This is a genomic window from Sphingobacteriaceae bacterium, assembly GCA_016715905.1.
In the GTDB taxonomy this organism is placed as follows: Bacteria; Bacteroidota; Bacteroidia; order B-17B0; family Aurantibacillaceae; genus Aurantibacillus.
Window position 1 is genome coordinate 332,373 of record JADJXI010000004.1, and the last position, 16,749, is coordinate 349,121.

Sequence of the window (16,749 nt, forward strand, 5' to 3'; positions counted from 1 at the left end):
TCTAAAAATAAAAAATAATATTTAGTACAATAAAGCGCTTTTAATTCCATTAACTCCTATTATTAAACAAACCATCCTTTTGGTTTTTGTTTTTAAATTCAATCGATTCAACTTGCGATTTGGTAATCGTCCTTAAGTTTTCTTCCGCAATGTTTTTTAATTGTTCGTTAAATTTTGGCCATTCCTCATCACTTGCCAAATTTGCTAAATGTGATAATGTATTGCAACGAGAAGTATCATGTTTTGCATTTTTAAGTGCAAGTTTTAATGAGTCAATTAAATCTGATTGTGAATAAGAAAGATTAAAGAGAAATTGCAGACTACAGATTAAAATTATGAAAACAATATTTTTTGAAACCTTCATCTCACAATTTTATTTTAATCATCAATATATCATCTAATTGAGGTACTTCTTGTTTCCAATTGTTAAATGTTTGCTCCGCCGTTTTTAAGTTTACTAAATTATCATCAGAGTTTAATCGGAGTATTAATTCTTTAAATCTTTGAAGGCCAAATTTCTCATCGGATGGATTAAGTTGATCGTAAATTCCATCTGTAGATAATATCAATATACTATCTTTATTTAACTGATAAGTCTCTCCTTTAAATTTCCTATTTGGTTCAATTTCACCCAATATATTTAAACCTCCAATAGATTTTGGACTAGCTTTTAAAGTACGTATTTCTCCATTATCAATTAAAAAGCCATGATTGTGAGCACCTGAAAAATGAAGCAAATGAGATTTATGATCAATTACAGCTAACGAAATGTCTAAGCCATCCTGAGAGTATTCATCGCCTTTCTGCTGTTGTAAACCTTTAAAAATTGTTGAGTGCAGGCTGCTTAGTATAATTTCTGGTTGAATACTATTTTGTTCAATGATAACTTCATTTAATCCGGCTGAGGCTATCATAGTCATAAAGGCTCCGGGCACTCCATGTCCTGTACAATCTGCCACAGCTATAAAAGATAAATGATCTCGATGATAAAACCAATAAAAATCACCACTCACAATATCTTTTGGTTTAAAGAAGATGAAGTGTTTGGGGAAAATAGCAGAAATTTCATCACCGGAAGGTAAAATAGAGTTTTGAATTTTTTTTGCATAGTTAATGCTGTCCACTATTTTTTTCTGGCTCTGGTCAACTAATATTTTTTGATGTTCAATTCGTTTTTTCTGTTTTTGTGAATGGCGGAATCGAATGAATGTGTAAATTAAAAATATTAGCACCAATGTTAAGCCGGTGATCAGTGCAAATCGTTGCGTTTTTTCTTGTTTAAGTTTGGCAGTACTTTCTGCCAATTGTGCCTTGCTTAGTTTTTTTGTTTCGGCTAATTGTAAACTATCTGCCAATGCTTTTTTATCATATTCATATTTTAGCTGATTTTTAATACTCGCTTTTTTATTTGCAATGTTATTGATGCTGTCACGCATTGTGATAAAAAGTTTATAGTTGAGTAATGCATTTTTATGATCGCCCATTGCCGAATATATTTGATTTAGTTTTTCAGCGGCATTCCGAATTGTTGCTGGAAACCCTAATTCCTTGCTAATTTTCATGCTTTTACTGCAATATTCAATTGCTTTAGGGTAATTTTTTCTTTCGAAATAAATAAAGCCGATATGGTTCAATGCGTAAGTCATTCCATCTTTATCCCCAATTTCTTCTTTTATATTCAGACTCTTATGATAAAACTCCAGTGCTTTCTGAATATCACCTTGACTATTATAAATGAACCCTAAATTATTTAAACATTCAGAGATGCCTCTTTTATCGTTTCTTTCTAGTCTAATTTGAAGACATTTGTTCAAACACTCTAAACTTTTTGGAATGTTTTTTTGATGAAAGTAATAAATTCCAATTCCGCTTAATGCAAAAGCAATTCCTGATTTGCTACCTGATTCCTCAAATAATTTAAGCGCCTTAGTGTAATATTCTATCTCCTTTGATTCATCACCTTGATCTCCGTAAATATGCCCTAAATTATAAACTGCTTCTCCTATACCAATTTTGTTCCCTATCAACTCTTGTGTTTTTAGACTTTTGTTATAATATTCTAGGGCCTTTTGCTCGTTGCCCAGATTATTATATATAATCCCCAATACATTTGTAGAATTCGCGATTCCCTCCTTATTATCTATCTCTTCATAAATTTTGAGGCTTTCTAGTTGATAATCTAAAGCATTATTTATATTACCTTGATCAAAATAAATACTAGCCATTTTTTTTAAAAAATAAGCACTACCATTTTTATCGTCTATTTCAGAACAAATTTTAAGACCTTTTTTATAAAATAGCAAAGCGTTAATAAAGTCATCGTCGGACTCATAGTAACTTGCAAAAAGGTTATACGCGTTACCTAGATGTGTTTTGAAGAACTTAATTCTAGGTGAATTAATGCTGTTGTTGCTTTTAAATTCTACAGATCCATTTTTATTGGTTGATAAAGCCTTTAAGTTTGTCTCAGCCAACTTTTCTAATTGTTTAATATATTTTATTGTCTCTGAGTTTGAAACTTTTCTGCACAAGTCATTTAAAATATTGCAACGAGTTGTATCATGCTTTGCGACATTGAGTTCAGCTAATAGTGAATCTGTTTTTGAATTTTGAGAATATATATAATTAATTTGTAGGAAAGAAAAAAGTAATAAATTGAATTTGTAAAAATTAAATCTAAAGACCCGCATCTGTTTAAAATTGAATCACAGAGAAGTTAACATCCAATAAATCTTTCAACTCTTCACCCTTTTCAATCATTAACTCGTCGCTGCTTTTGCAATGCCAATTTATTTGAAATTCTTTTCCTGCGTCAACTACAGTTTTTAACTCCTTAATTATTTTAATCATTATTTTAGAAGTTGCTGTGTTGTAGTATGACCAGGCAAACTCAAGTGTAGTTTTTTCAGCAGGATTCTTAATATAATCTTGTATATAATTTAAAGTACTCCCATAAAATTCGTTTACATTTTCAGGGTAAGACTTTCCGGTAAAGTTAAATTGCCCTTCACTTGCGTTTAAATGAACAGCAGGTGTTTCGTTTGTTGCTTCAATAGTGAGAATTTCCATATCTTAAATATTAATTTGAATCGAATAATAATAGTCTTTATTGTCTTGTTGTGTAAATGTATAATTAAAATTGCCGCCTGAGTTTTTAGAAATTTCAAGCAAACCCAAGCCGCAATTTCCTTCTTCAGAAATTTCCGGATCCATGAGTTGCTTTTTATATAAATTGTTTAATTCGTTTTTATCCATTTCTTTAATTGATCGAAGCATCGATTCAAACTTCGGGTATTTTTCGTAATCAATTGTGTTGCTCACCTCTATGGTATAATTGTTATCTGATTTTATCATTGTTAATAGACCTTCTTTTGAACCATTAACAATTTTACCATGTTTTGAAACGTTTTGTAAAGATTCTATTAGCGTAATAATGCTCCGTTTTTCTGTACTTGTAATATCTTCTTTATTAGAAAAATTTGATTGTACCATTTCTACTAATGGAACTACTATATCTTTGGATAAATCTCCTTTATATAGCATCATGATTTTTTGCGCAGAAAGTTCATTGTAGAGGTTTTCTATTTCTAATATATCAGCCTTTTCTTCTGTAATATCTTTTTTGCTTATTATTTCTAATGCTAAAAAGAAACGGTACTGATTGTTTTCGATTTCTCTGAATAAAAATTTCAGGGGCAAACCCGACTTTCTTGCCATTTCAATCAATCCTAAGCCCGCGCCTCCTTTTTCGGAAAGTCCGCCATTTTGCAAAACATCTGTATATAATTTTTTCAGACCTTCTGCATCGAGCTGATTCACTTGATTAAGTTTGCTTTCAATAGATTTTGCGACATCATGTGTAACCAAATTGCACGAAGTTAAAATTGCCCGATCATCTAAAACACTTAATTGAAAGTACCCTTCTATTTTTACGGTTTCTTTTTTTGTTTCTCCATGTCTGACTATATTTTGGAAACATTCAGCAATCAAAAAGGAAACTTTATTTTTAAGTTTGCTCAAATCAGTTTTGTTATCCAAGTAATATTCGCTTATTCCGATTATTTTATCCGTGATGTCATCTTCAAATAATCCTAAATAGGAAAGACAGATTTTGTGTGTATTTAATTTATTAAGAATATTACTCATGCTATATTATTTTTACCAAAATACGAATTATTTAAAATTCAACAATTTTATTTTTTATTGATTTACAAGCATGCTTGGCTTACTGAAAGTTAATTTAATCTTAAGGGTAACCTCTTATTTTTGTAGTATGGGCGTGAAATATATTCCTTATAAGATGCTTTGATTTAGCTGCGGAGACTGAGGGATTATTAACATGATCCCTTAGTCACCAAGCAGTGGATCAATGAAGACCCTTCGGGTATTTTTCCTTTTCGTTACGTGAATTCAAGCGAGCATGATTCACTTCACTCCAAGTAAAAACCCCGCTAATCGCGGGGTCTTCATTGATCATCTTGCGGAGACTGAGGGATTATTAACATGATCCCTTGGGGAAGGTTAGCACCAAAGTGAAGCAACCTTACAGGTATTTGTATTTTTGTTATTCATTTCAGAAAACTTGTTTTCTTCATTCTTTCCAAAAAAACAAAACCCCGCTAATCGCGGGGTTGCTTCTACTTTGGTGCGGAGACTGAGGGATTAACTGCGTTTTTCCCAATGCCTCCCATTGTCAAAATCAAACCATCCTTTTGGTTTTTGTTTTTTCATTCATAACCTCAAGCAAGCTTGGTTTATTTCATTTCAAAAACAAAACCCCGCTAATCGCGGGGATGGTTTGATTTATCTGCGGAGACTGAGGGATTATTAACATGATCCCTTTGTCACCAAGCAGTGGATCAATGAAGACCCTTCGGGTATTTTTCCTTTTCGTTACGTGAATTCAAGCGAGCATGATTCACTTCACTCCAAGTAAAAACCCCGCTAATCACGGGGTCTTCATTGATCATCTTGCGGAGACTGAGGGATTCGAACCCTCGATACGGTTGCCCGTATACAAACTTTCCAGGCTTGCTCGTTCGACCACTCTGACAAGTCTCCTATAATTGGAACGGCAAAAATAAGCTTATTTTTTCGATGAATAATAGCCATTGCAGTAGAATTGCAATTCTTTGGTGTTATTTTTTGGCTATATTTATTGGAGCTTTATTAAGTAACCTCTAACTATTACGAGTAAGAAAAGAAGTTACAGATAAGCCTCAAAATCAACCTTTAAGTATTATACTATGAAAACTATTAATTTATTTTTTTTATTTAGTCTGTGTTCTACTTTTTTTATGGCTCAAAATTTTAATTTGAGAGTTAAATCAGGTGATGCCGAATTAGATGCTTCTTTAGATCATATCAATGTAAAAGCCAAAGCGGATTTACCCGGTTTTAAGTCAGAAATAGCGCTCGAATTTGGCGTTAGTGAGCAAAAGATTGATAAAATGATTAATGATAATATTTCACCGGCTGATGTATTTATGACTTTTCAAGTTGCTGAACTATCCAAAAAAGAACCGGAAACAGTTTTAGCTACATTCACCAAAAACACAGATAAAGGATGGGGCGCTCTGGCAAAAGAATTAGGTATTAAGCCGGGCTCTGCAGAATTTCACGCCTTAAAAGGAAAAGCTAAAAATAAAAAGGACAAAGGTGAGAAAGGGAAAGGTAATGGAAAAGGGAATGGTGAAGGAAAAGGAAAAAACAAATAATTACCGATTAATAATAATTTTTGTTTGTTTGTTTTTTTGATTTACCTCTTTTATTTCTATTAAGTAAATACCTGTTTCAATTTCTGATACATTAAATTGAAAGTATTCTTCCTCTATATAAAGCGTTTCTAAAATCCTTCCCGATAAATCTTTTATTGAAAATTGTTTCCCCTTAGCATGTGTGATGTTTATAAAATCACTTGTTGGATTTGGGTAAATAATTATTTCAGTCTCCATGTTTAAATCCGGAACGCCAGTAACCGTTGGAGCATTACAAGTTAAGGTAGGGAAATTGATTGCACTACAATTAACCGGAGTTGGCGTAATAACTCCTGATATATTCGCTTGTATTGTTTTATATACATAGTGATCGCCTATTCCGCCTAAATTTACAAGGGTAGAGGTGGAGTCCATGTACACGTAATGAAAAAAAGCATTTTTTAAATAAAGTGTTGTTCCTTCTTGTAAATAGTATCTTCGATTGGATGTGCCTAATGTATCGTAAACCACAGCATTGTTACATACCTGATAGGGTCCTGCAAAACCATTGGGTGGATTTACATAAGTACCGGGACCACCAAATTGAGCAATAGGAACTATAGTCATGGTGCATTGAGAAAAATAAAAGTGAACAGAAAATAGTAATACTATGGCAAACAATATTTTTTTCATCATTATAATCCTAACCTTTCTTTTACTTTTTCAATTATTTCTTTTTCGGTTGAAATGGCTTTTTCTTGCATTTCATTTCCTTTGGCAATTAAATTTTCTATGTATTTTTTATCATTAAATCCGGTGGCATTTACCCGAACATTCATAAATGATCCTATTACGGCACTTCTGGCACACAAGGCGCCCACACCGGCATCGGTAATGGAGCTTGGATTTCCGTTTTCTACCATCGCTTTAATCACGGATAAGCTTTCAAAGCTTAACTCCATTACTCTATACGGAACATCAATGGCAATTTTAGTCGCATCTTGTACTGCTTGTGTTCGAATTGCTTTTTCTTCATCATTGCTTTTTGGTAAAGCAAATGCAGCAATTATTTTATTAAATGCGGCTGTATCGGCATCTACCAATTTTATTAATTCATCTTTTATTTGCTGCGCTTTTTCTGCATAGACACTAAATTCCTCCCATCTATCGTCCCATCCTTTTTTGTGTGAACTTAAATTGGCTACCATAGCTGCAAGTGAAATACCTAATGTACCCATGTAGGCGGAAATAGATCCACCTCCGGGAGCCATACTTTCACTGGCTGTTTCATCCGCAAAATCATTCAAGCGCATGTTTATCAATTTCGAATCGGTTGGCTTTCTTAATTTGTATTCAATAATTCTTTCTTCCGGAATAAAAGGAGATAATTCATCAAGTCCCAAAGATTTTACTGCAATTTTAATAAGCTCCTTTTCACTTACGCCAAGCGAGCGTTTTTGTTTTCTTAAAAAGAATTTACCGGCATCCAGTAAGGATTTAAGCGGAATTAATCCAACCAATTCTGAACCGGTTACCCGAATTCCTCTTTCGCTTGCTTTTGCACAAACTTCATCAAAGGCTTGATGAACAGAAGTTATATTAATATTGGTGAGATTCATTGAAATCTGACAAATACCATATTCTTCTATATACCATCCTATTGCTTTAACAGCCTTTAATGTTCCGGGAATTGATTTTGGACTTCCATCTGCATCAGTTATAACTTTACCGGTAATTGGATTTCCTTCTCGCATTACGCGCCCGGCTTCTCTTACATCAAAGGCAATGGAATTAGCTCTGCGGGTTGAAGTGGTATTTAAATTAATATTATAGGCTACTAAAAAGTCGCGTGCTCCAATAACGGTGGCTCCGCGTTTGGCATCAAATTCAGCGGGACCAAAATCCGGTTTCCACTCCGCTAATTTAATTTTTTTGAAAAATCCCTCGTATTCGCCGGCACGTATTACAGAAAGGTTTGATCTTTCTTTATTTTTTTGTGCGGCTTCATATAAATAAATAGGCAACTTTATCTCTTTACCGCAACGCTCAGCTAATTGTTGAGCATATACCGCGGTTTCTTCCATAGTAATACCTGCTATGGGAATAAGCGGACAAACATCAGTGGCGCCCATGCGTGGATGTTCGCCTTTATGTTTACTCATATCAATTAACTCACCCGCTTTTTTAATGGCTAAGAACGCTGCATCAATAACGGCTTTTGGATTTCCGACAAAAGTAACTACAGTTCTGTTTGTTGCTTTACCCGGATCTACGTTTAAAAGCTGTACGCCTTCAACACTTTCAATCTCATCCGTTATTTGTTTGATGATATCCGGGTTTCTTCCTTCGCTAAAGTTGGGTACACACTCTATAATTTGTTCCATAATTAAAATTTAACAAGCAAAATTCGATTTTAAAGCTACTAAAATCTGCAATACGCTCAAAACCTTGTTTTAAAGAAAGTTTCGATTAAAATGAATTCAAAATATCGATAAACAACAATTTATTTAGTATAAATATTTTTGCGCGAATTTACATATGAGAACATTCGCAATTCTTATCAATTTCCCTCTTAATTTTGCGCTAATATTGTAGTTAATTTCAGTCCTTTCCCCACAATTTACTATCTTTAAAAACGTTATTTCTTAATGTATTTAAAGAGGTTCATTCAAATTGCTTGCCTTTGTTTAGTTACCTTTAAAGTACTGGCACAACCCCTCAATTCTTCTCGCTATAAAAAATTCACAGTTATTTCCGATACACTTATTTTAGATACCTTAAGCTTAGTTCCCGGTACTATTCAATATACATTCTTTCCTCAATTGGATTCATCTCAATTACCTGAAATTAACTATAAAAGTCATGCTTTAGTATTTCATAAGGGTAAACCGGATAGTTTTTTTGTTTCATACAAAGCTTTTCCACTCAATTTGGAAAAAAAATATTTCCACCGCGATGCGGCTTCTTTGTACACCGATTTAAGTCGACCAAATAACCCATTCATCATTTCTTATACCGGAACAACTAAACAAGATCAACTTTTTTTAAACGACGGACTTAATAAAAACGGGAATATCAGCAGGGGTTTATCTTTTGGAAATACGCAAGATGTAGTTGTGAACTCCAATTTAAATTTACAAGTGAGTGGTAAACTTACTCCTGAAATTGATTTGGTGATGGCTGCCACAGATAACAATATTCCTTTTCAGGCCGACGGAACCACCGCGCAATTGCAAGAGTTTGATAAGGTTTTTATCCAATTAAGCACTAAAGATTCTAAAATGATTGTGGGCGACTATCAATTGGCAAAGCCTCAAAATTCTCATTTCATGAAATTTTATAAAAGAGCACAAGGAATCTATTTTGAAAATGTTTATGCCGATAGCAGCGATAAAAATCCGGTTCAATTTAACACACGATTGGCCGGCGCCGTTTCAAGAGGTAAATTTTCCCGACAAGTATTTTTTGGTACAGAAAATAATCAAGGACCCTATCGTTTACGCGGAGCAGATAATGAACCTTTTATTATTGTATTAAGCGGAACCGAAAAAATATTTATTGATGGAAAACTTTTGCAACGCGGACAAGAAAACGATTACATCATTGATTATAACACCGGTGAAATTACGTTTACGGCAAAACAATTCATTACCAAGGATAAAAGAATAGTGGCCGAATTTCAATATGCCGAAAGAAATTATGCGCGTTCGCTTTTTCATTTCGGTGAAGAAGTGTCAGTAAAAAAAACAAAAGTATATTTCAATTTTTTCAGCGAACAGGATAATAAAAGTCGTCCGCTGCAACAAACCTTAGAACAGGATCAGAAAAATACTTTAATACGCATAGGTGATAGTTTGGAAAAAGCAGTTTATACCGGTGTTCAGGAAGCAGAATTTAACACCAGCGATGTTTTTTACCGAAAGCTCGATTCTACTGTAAATTTAATTTTGTATCCGGATGTTTATGTGTACAGTACAATTGCCGATTCGGCTAAATACAGATTGAAGTTTTCGAATGTGGGACAAGGGAATGGAAATTATATCCAAATCACATCTTCTGCTAATGGTAAAGTGTATAAATGGATAGCGCCTATAAATGGATTATTGCAGGGTGCATATGAGCCGGTTATTCCATTAATCACGCCCAAACAACATCAAATGGTTACCGGAGGAATTACCCATTCGATTACCCAAAATAATGTTTTAAATGTTGAAGGTGTTTACACACGCAATGATATTAATACCTTTAGTAAAGCCAACAAAGAAAATGATGAGGGAAGTGGTGTGAAAATTGGAAGTAAAAATGAAATAGTATTGAAAAAGGATACACTCCATAACAACACTAAATTTGTATATAATTTGAACTATGAATTTTTGCAAAAACAATTTACACAGGTTGAACGTTTTCGATCGGTAGAATTTGAAAGGGATTGGAACAGACCCTTAGGTGTACTTTTAGTAAATGATCAGCATATCGGAAATGTGGAAATGGGACTGGTTAAATCCTCCGGTAGTGCTTTGCTCTATAACTACAATTTGTTTTCTGAAGGAACAAATTACTTGGGCGAAAAGCATCAGGTAACCGGCAAATATTATTTGAAAAAATTCGCCTCAGCTTATTCAGGCTCTTTACTAAATAGCAAAGATCAACTCATTAAACAGGGAACAGAATTTTACCGACACAAGTCTAATGTTTCCCAAATTTTTGGTAAAGTAAAGTTAGCTTACACAGATGAATTTGAGCGGAACTTATTCAGTAATATTAATAAAGATACTTTACAGGCGAGAGCCTATCAGTTTTGGGAGTGGGAAAGTTCAATTTCTAATGCAGATAGCAGTAAAAACAGAATTAAATTATTTTATAAGGAAAGACAGGATAAATTAAATTACGGAAACGAATTAAAAGATAGCACCTTGGCCAAAAATTATGGTTTGTCATCTTCTATATATTCTATAAAAAATAACCCGATTAGTTTAATTATCACTTACCGTACTTTGGAATTAAAAAATGTAGTGGGAACTTTTCTAAAGCCGGATAATACCTTATTAAGTCGCTTAGAATATAATCCGAGGTATTTCAAGGGATTTATAACGGCCGGAATTTTTTATGAATCGGGGTATGGTTTAGAAAATAAAAAAGAGTTTTATTATTTGGAAGTTGCACCCGGACAAGGTCAATACGCCTGGATTGATTATAATAAGAATGATATTAAAGAATTGAATGAGTTTGAAATTGCTCAATATAATGATCAGGCACGCTTTATACGAATTTTTACACCAACCAATGAGTACGTAAAAGTTTTACAAAATCTGTTGAGCGTATCTTTTAATATCAGACCATCCACCATAATTCGCAACCCAAAAACGACCTTAGCAAAATTTGCACGTATATGGATGTTTCAAACCGCCGTACGTTTGGATAATAAAACAGCAGATAATAAAGATTTAAATAATTACAATCCTTTATTTGATGTGCACGATACCGTTTTAATTGCAAACACACGTAATTTACGACAAAGCGTTTTTTTGAATCAAAGTTCTGCGGTTTTTGGAATGGATTATACGTACACGGATAATAATTCACGTCAATTACTTTTAAACGGATTTGAGGATAGAAGTTTGTTTTCGCACGAAATACGAGATCGGATAAATATATTAAAATCCTGGGCCATCAATAACTTAAACACGTATTCCAGAAAAGGCAATCGTTCTCAGTTTTTCTCCAATCGAAATTATATGATAGAAACATTTGAAACAGAATCAAAATTAATTTTTCAAAACAGCACTAACTACCGTATTGCCGGAATTTATAAATATTCAGAAAAAAGAAATATTTACGAAAGTGCTAATGAAAAAGCCATTATCAATAATGTGGGTTTAGAAATACGTTTTAATCAAACCGAAAAAGGCAGTTTAAATGCCAGGGCCGATTATATATTAATCAATTACAATTCCGATGCTAATTCACCGGTATCTTTTGAAATGCTTAATTCTTTAAACAAAGGGGAAAATTATACTTGGGAACTAGTTTATAGTCGCAATTTAAGTACTAATATTCAGATGAGTATCAATTATAACGGAAGGAAAAGTCCGGGAACCAGTATTGTTCACATTGGTGGAGCACAAATACGTGCTTTTTTCTAAGTATATTATATTCAATTAGGCTTTATTATTAACTTCACGCTTAATTTATGCCTCGTTTATATTCTAAAGTTATTCTCTTTTTTTTGGTGCTGGCATTATATCCTCAATTGGGTAAATCAGATAATTACATTGATAGTTTAAAAAAGATCATTACCGGTAAATCTCATGATTCATTGAAGATGGATGCTTTAGATGATTTGGTGCAAGCATTATGGAAAACCGATACAAAACAAGCTTTGAATTATTCTAAACTATATTTAGCAACTACCATTAAATCAAAGGAAGAAGATCGCATTGCCGGAAGTTTGAATCTGTTAGCCGGTACTTATTATTTTTTAGGCGATTATAAAAATAGTTTATTGTATAATATAAAAACATTGCAACAAAGAAAAAAAATCCGGGCGGATGGAAAAACAGTAGGATCAAAAAAATCCATTGCCAGTTCGCATATTAATATAGCCGGTTTATATTTAAATCAAGGGAATTACAGTTTAGCGATAGAACATAATTTAGAAGCCTTAAAATTAAAGCGTGAAACAAAGGATAGTGTAGGGGAGGCGCGTGTGCTTTCTAATTTAGGAAATGCCTATGAAAGTATGGGGAATGACGAAAAAGCTATTTCATTTCACGAAAGCGCTTTACAACTGGCTAATCAAATTGGCGAAGAATATATTGCCGGATCGTGTTATAATAATTTGGGGAATATTTACACTAATTTGAATAAATACGATAAGGCCTTTCGTTCTTATGAAAAGGCAATTGAGTTCAGAAAGAAAATTAATGATGAAGAAGGATTGTATGGGACTTATAATAATGTAGGCAATTTATATTTTGAATTAAAAAAGTATGATGAAGCAAAAAAGTATTTTGAATTAGTTTGGGAATATTATCACAACAGCAGCGATCCCTTAATTAAAACAAGCGTATTAGTGAATATGGGCGTGGTGTATAAACATTTTAAGGAAATGGATAAGGCGGAAAAATATTTAAATCAGGCCATTATTATCGCTAAAGAAAATAAATTATTGCAGATAGAAAAGAATGCGTATGAATCGCTGGCCCAAATGTTTTCCGGTAAAAAAGATTTTGCCAAAGCCTATCAATATATGAAGTTGTATGCACATATTAATGATACCATTTTTAAAGTGGAAAATTCAAGGAAAATTGCCGAATTGCAAGCCAAGTACGACGATGCATTTAAAACTAATCAACTCGAAAATATGCAAAAAGCAAATATGAAAGCCGAGTTGGAGAATTCACGCAAAGAACTTGAGTTGCAACGCCAAACCGGAATACGAAATATTAGTTTTATGGCTATTGGTTTGCTTTTAATTATTGGAATATTATTTTTGAATCGATACTCAATTAAAAATAAATTAAACGAACAGCTGGCCATTCAAAATAAACAAATTGCCGAAAAGAATCTGGATATAACGAATAGCATTACTTATGCCAAACGTATTCAAAACGCTATTGTCCCTTCTGAAAAAAGTGTATCTGCCATTTTTCCCGATAATTTTATTATGTACCGTCCAAAAGATATTGTGGCGGGAGATTTTTATTGGTGTGAAGTGTACGAAAATAAAAAATACATTGCAGTAGCCGATTGTACCGGACACGGTGTACCGGGCGCTATGATGAGTGTGGTTTGCAGTAACGCACTCAACAGATCATTGTTTGAGTTTAAAATTACCGAGCCCGGAAATTTATTAGACAAAACCAGAGATCTTATATTAGAAACTTTCAGTAAAAATGAAGAGCAGATGAATGATGGTATGGATATTTCATTGTTATGTGTTGATGGTAACGAAGTAAAGTGGGCGGGTGCAAACAACTCTTTGATTTATTTTAGTAAAGGAAAACGAGTAGAAATAAAATCGCACAAACAATCCATTGGAAAAACAGATAAAATTACGCCATTTCCTACACATCCTATTCCATTGGTGAAAGGAGATGTATTTTATTTATATTCGGATGGGTATGCAGATCAATTTGGAGGAGAAAACGGCAAAAAAATAATATTAAAAAATATGTTGGCCTTATTTGAAAATAATCATCAACTTCCGTTTCAAGAACAAAAAAGCATCATCACAAAATATTTTGATGATTGGAAAGGAAACCTAGAACAAGTGGATGACGTTTGTTTAATCGGAATTCGAGTTTAATTTCTACTTTTTAAGTAGTTTAAAAGCATGGCTCCATTTACCTTCTCGCATTCCGGGTATACACCAAAGCATGGCTAAAGGTTCTATTGCGCGAGCAGCTTCTACCATTCCCATATCTTCAATTTCCCAGCCAAATTTGGTAAGTATTTCTTTCACTTCTACTTTGGCTTGTTCATTATTTCCACAAATAAACATGCTGGGTTTAGTACCTCCAAAATCCGGCTCAACCATAAAAGCACTTCCAACGCAAGAAAAACCTTTTACAAAGTGAGCATCCGGACAAATTTCCTGCAACTCTTCCATTAACGATTTATTTAAATTACTGCTATACTGTAATACGCCATTAACCGGAGCTAAATCGGCAATCGGGTTTCCGGTATCAATAACGGTTTTGTTTTTTAAATTATCAATACCTATTTCCGTAATCGCATTTTTGGCAGCATGTCCTTTAACGGCCAATACTATAATATCAGCGCTCTTAGCGGCATCGGCAAAACTGGCAGTTTTAATATTACCTCCGATTTCAGCAGCCAGCGCCTTTCTTTTTTCTTCGCTCCTCGAAGCAATCGTGGTATCATATCCGTGTTTTAAAAAACCTTTGGCCAATGTTTTACCAACTGCGCCTGAGCCAATAACTGCAACTTTTTTCATAGATTATATTATTTAATTAATTACCATTCGGCAATAATGCTTTGTGAGCCTTTTACCACATCATTTAATTTTACATTTAATTTTGTACCAATTGGTAAAAATAAATCTACCCTCGAACCAAATTTTATAAAACCCATTTCTCCGCATTGTTCTGCCTGATCTCCTTCTTTACAATACCATACTATTCTTCTTGCAAGAGCACCGGCAATTTGTCGGAATAAAATTTCTTTTCCGTTATTATGTTTAACTACTACTGTTGTTCTTTCATTTTCTGTACTGCTTTTGGGTTCCCAGGCCGCTAAAAATTTACCGGGATGGTATTTAAAAAAACTAACTACACCTTTTACAGGGTAACGATTGATGTGTACATTTATTGGACTCATGAAAATACTTACTTGTAAACGTTTATCCTTAAAATATTCGTTTTCTTCTGTTTCCTCAATCACCACCACCTTACCATCCGCAGGTGCAATAATGAGGTTGTCGCCCTTGGTGAATTCCCGCTTAGGATCTCTAAAGAATTGGAGAATAACGATGAGTAAAAATCCACTTAATACATAGGCAAATAAATGCGCAATAAAAAATGTGGGAAAAAAATAATGGGCAATTCCGGTGATAATGGCTCCAAATATCAGTACTAATATTAAACTTACATATCCTTCTTTGTGAAATTTCATTGATAATCGCTTTTTGTTCAAATATAAGGGATAAATATCAATAATATTTCGCTAAAAAACATTGATTAAATCATTTGCTTTTTTACTTTTGTTGTCTTAAAAATTAAATCAATAGCAGCATGTCAAAAATTAAAGTAGCCAATCCGGTTGTGGAATTAGACGGTGATGAAATGACCCGTATTATCTGGAAATTTATTAAAGATAAATTAATATTACCTTATCTTGATTTGGATATCAAGTATTATGATTTAGGTGTTGAACATCGTGATGCCACTAATGATCAGGTTACTATTGATTCGGCAGAAGCCATCAAAAAATACAATGTGGGTATTAAATGCGCCACCATTACTCCGGATGAGCAACGTGTGGAAGAATTTAAATTAAAACAAATGTGGAAGTCGCCAAATGGCACTATCCGTAATATATTAGACGGAACTGTTTTTCGTGAGCCCATCGTTTGTAAAAATGTACCTCGTTTAGTGCCGAATTGGACCGCACCGATTTGTATTGGACGCCATGCTTTTGGTGATCAATATCGTGCCACAGATTTTGTAACTAAAGGAAAGGGGAAATTAACCGTAACCTTTACACCGGAAGGTGGAGGAGAAGCTCAATCTTTTGAAGTGTATAATTTTAAAGGAGATGGAGTTGCATTAACCATGTACAATACCGATGAATCAATAAAAGGATTTGCATACTCTTGTTTTAATACTGCATTAGCTAAAAAGTGGCCATTATATCTTTCAACCAAAAACACAATTTTGAAAAAGTATGATGGTAGATTTAAAGATATATTCGAAGAGATTTATCAAAAAGAATTTAAAGCAAAATTTGAAGCTGCAGGTATTGTTTACGAACATCGTTTGATTGATGATATGGTGGCTTCTGCATTAAAATGGAACGGTAATTTTGTTTGGGCTTGTAAAAATTATGATGGAGACGTTCAGTCAGACACCGTAGCACAAGGATTTGGTTCATTAGGTTTAATGACCTCTGTGTTAGTTACTCCGGACGGAAAAACCATGGAAGCTGAGGCTGCGCACGGAACAGTTACTCGTCACTATCGCGATCATCAAGCAGGCAAACCAACTTCTACCAACCCAATTGCCAGTATTTTTGCTTGGACCAGAGGTTTGGAATTCAGAGGTAAATTAGATAATAATCAAGAATTAATTAATTTCTGTCATGCATTGGAAAAAGTTTGTGTTGAAACAGTTGAATCAGGTAAAATGACAAAAGATTTAGCCGTTTGTATACATGGTAATAAAGTAAAGCATGGCGATCACTATTTATATACAGAAGAATTTTTAGCAGCAATTGATGCGAATTTAAAATTGGCACTTTCAAAAGCAACAGTCTAAAATTATTTGTACATAATTTAAAAGCCCCATCTGTCTTTGGCGAGATGGGGCTTTTT

At 33.6% G+C, this 16,749-nt stretch carries 12 protein-coding genes and 1 tRNA gene; 4 read left to right on the forward strand and 9 right to left on the reverse strand.

Annotated elements, in window-relative coordinates:
• Positions 1-49: 49 nt before the first annotated feature.
• The 5 genes from IPM51_05695 to IPM51_05715 form a co-directional block, all read right to left on the reverse strand.
• Positions 50-364 (reverse strand): hypothetical protein, encoded by a 315-nt coding sequence (locus IPM51_05695; GenBank protein MBK9283798.1) that lies wholly within the window; start codon positions 362-364, stop codon positions 50-52.
• Between the two features lies 1 nt (position 365).
• Positions 366-2,474, reverse strand: a complete 2,109-nt coding sequence (locus IPM51_05700) for a tetratricopeptide repeat protein (GenBank protein MBK9283799.1) — start codon at positions 2,472-2,474, stop codon at positions 366-368.
• Positions 2,475-2,694: 220 nt separating this feature from the next.
• Positions 2,695-3,069 (reverse strand): DUF1987 domain-containing protein, encoded by a 375-nt coding sequence (locus tag IPM51_05705; GenBank protein ID MBK9283800.1) that lies wholly within the window; start codon positions 3,067-3,069, stop codon positions 2,695-2,697.
• Positions 3,070-3,072: 3 nt separating this feature from the next.
• Positions 3,073-4,146, reverse strand: a complete 1,074-nt coding sequence (locus IPM51_05710) for a hypothetical protein (protein ID MBK9283801.1) — start codon at positions 4,144-4,146, stop codon at positions 3,073-3,075.
• 828 nt (positions 4,147-4,974) lie between these two features.
• Positions 4,975-5,061 (reverse strand) — tRNA-Ser (locus IPM51_05715).
• A gap of 185 nt (positions 5,062-5,246) precedes the next feature.
• On the opposite strand from IPM51_05715, the gene IPM51_05720 reads away from it, so the two are divergent.
• Positions 5,247-5,717 (forward strand): hypothetical protein, encoded by a 471-nt coding sequence (locus tag IPM51_05720; protein ID MBK9283802.1) that lies wholly within the window; start codon positions 5,247-5,249, stop codon positions 5,715-5,717.
• On the opposite strand, the gene IPM51_05725 is transcribed toward IPM51_05720, so the two are convergent.
• Complete coding sequence (locus IPM51_05725; GenBank protein ID MBK9283803.1) at positions 5,718-6,389, reverse strand: T9SS type A sorting domain-containing protein; 672 nt, start codon at positions 6,387-6,389, stop codon at positions 5,718-5,720.
• Between the two features lie 2 nt (positions 6,390-6,391).
• Positions 6,392-8,080, reverse strand: coding sequence for a glutamate formimidoyltransferase (ftcD, locus tag IPM51_05730; protein MBK9283804.1), 1,689 nt, complete (start codon positions 8,078-8,080; stop codon positions 6,392-6,394).
• Between the two features lie 264 nt (positions 8,081-8,344).
• Here ftcD and IPM51_05735 point away from each other — a divergent pair, with 264 nt between their 5' ends.
• Positions 8,345-11,839, forward strand: coding sequence for a hypothetical protein (locus IPM51_05735; protein MBK9283805.1), 3,495 nt, complete (start codon positions 8,345-8,347; stop codon positions 11,837-11,839).
• A 47-nt stretch (positions 11,840-11,886) separates the two neighbouring features.
• On the forward strand, positions 11,887-14,004 hold the full coding sequence (locus IPM51_05740; protein ID MBK9283806.1) for a tetratricopeptide repeat protein: 2,118 nt from the start codon (positions 11,887-11,889) through the stop codon (positions 14,002-14,004).
• 3 nt (positions 14,005-14,007) lie between these two features.
• On the opposite strand, the gene IPM51_05745 is transcribed toward IPM51_05740, so the two are convergent.
• Both IPM51_05745 and IPM51_05750 read right to left on the reverse strand, forming a co-directional pair.
• Positions 14,008-14,655 (reverse strand): NAD(P)-binding domain-containing protein, encoded by a 648-nt coding sequence (locus IPM51_05745; GenBank protein ID MBK9283807.1) that lies wholly within the window; start codon positions 14,653-14,655, stop codon positions 14,008-14,010.
• A gap of 20 nt (positions 14,656-14,675) precedes the next feature.
• The gene (locus tag IPM51_05750; protein ID MBK9283808.1) at positions 14,676-15,332 is read right to left on the reverse strand and encodes a phosphatidylserine decarboxylase family protein; all 657 of its coding nucleotides are present in this window, start codon (positions 15,330-15,332) and stop codon (positions 14,676-14,678) included.
• A 119-nt stretch (positions 15,333-15,451) separates the two neighbouring features.
• Between IPM51_05750 and IPM51_05755 the strand changes: the two genes are divergently transcribed.
• Positions 15,452-16,693 carry an isocitrate dehydrogenase (NADP(+)) gene (locus tag IPM51_05755; protein MBK9283809.1) on the forward strand — a complete coding sequence of 414 codons (1,242 nt, stop codon included), beginning with the start codon at positions 15,452-15,454 and terminating at the stop codon, positions 16,691-16,693.
• The last annotated feature ends 56 nt before the right edge of the window (positions 16,694-16,749 follow it).

What these genes read in the sequence shown, in the direction of transcription:
- IPM51_05695 (MBK9283798.1), bottom strand. Translation starts at nt 364, where the DNA reads ATGAAGGTTTCAAAAAATATTGTTTTCATAATTTTAATCTGTAGTCTG.
- IPM51_05705 (MBK9283800.1), bottom strand. Translation starts at nt 3,069, where the DNA reads ATGGAAATTCTCACTATTGAAGCAACAAACGAAACACCTGCTGTTCAT.
- IPM51_05710 (MBK9283801.1), bottom strand. Translation starts at nt 4,146, where the DNA reads ATGAGTAATATTCTTAATAAATTAAATACACACAAAATCTGTCTTTCC.
- IPM51_05720 (MBK9283802.1), top strand. Translation starts at nt 5,247, where the DNA reads ATGAAAACTATTAATTTATTTTTTTTATTTAGTCTGTGTTCTACTTTT.
- IPM51_05725 (MBK9283803.1), bottom strand. Translation starts at nt 6,389, where the DNA reads ATGAAAAAAATATTGTTTGCCATAGTATTACTATTTTCTGTTCACTTT.
- ftcD (MBK9283804.1), bottom strand. Translation starts at nt 8,080, where the DNA reads ATGGAACAAATTATAGAGTGTGTACCCAACTTTAGCGAAGGAAGAAAC.
- IPM51_05735 (MBK9283805.1), top strand. Translation starts at nt 8,345, where the DNA reads ATGTATTTAAAGAGGTTCATTCAAATTGCTTGCCTTTGTTTAGTTACC.
- IPM51_05740 (MBK9283806.1), top strand. Translation starts at nt 11,887, where the DNA reads ATGCCTCGTTTATATTCTAAAGTTATTCTCTTTTTTTTGGTGCTGGCA.
- IPM51_05745 (MBK9283807.1), bottom strand. Translation starts at nt 14,655, where the DNA reads ATGAAAAAAGTTGCAGTTATTGGCTCAGGCGCAGTTGGTAAAACATTG.
- IPM51_05750 (MBK9283808.1), bottom strand. Translation starts at nt 15,332, where the DNA reads ATGAAATTTCACAAAGAAGGATATGTAAGTTTAATATTAGTACTGATA.
- IPM51_05755 (MBK9283809.1), top strand. Translation starts at nt 15,452, where the DNA reads ATGTCAAAAATTAAAGTAGCCAATCCGGTTGTGGAATTAGACGGTGAT.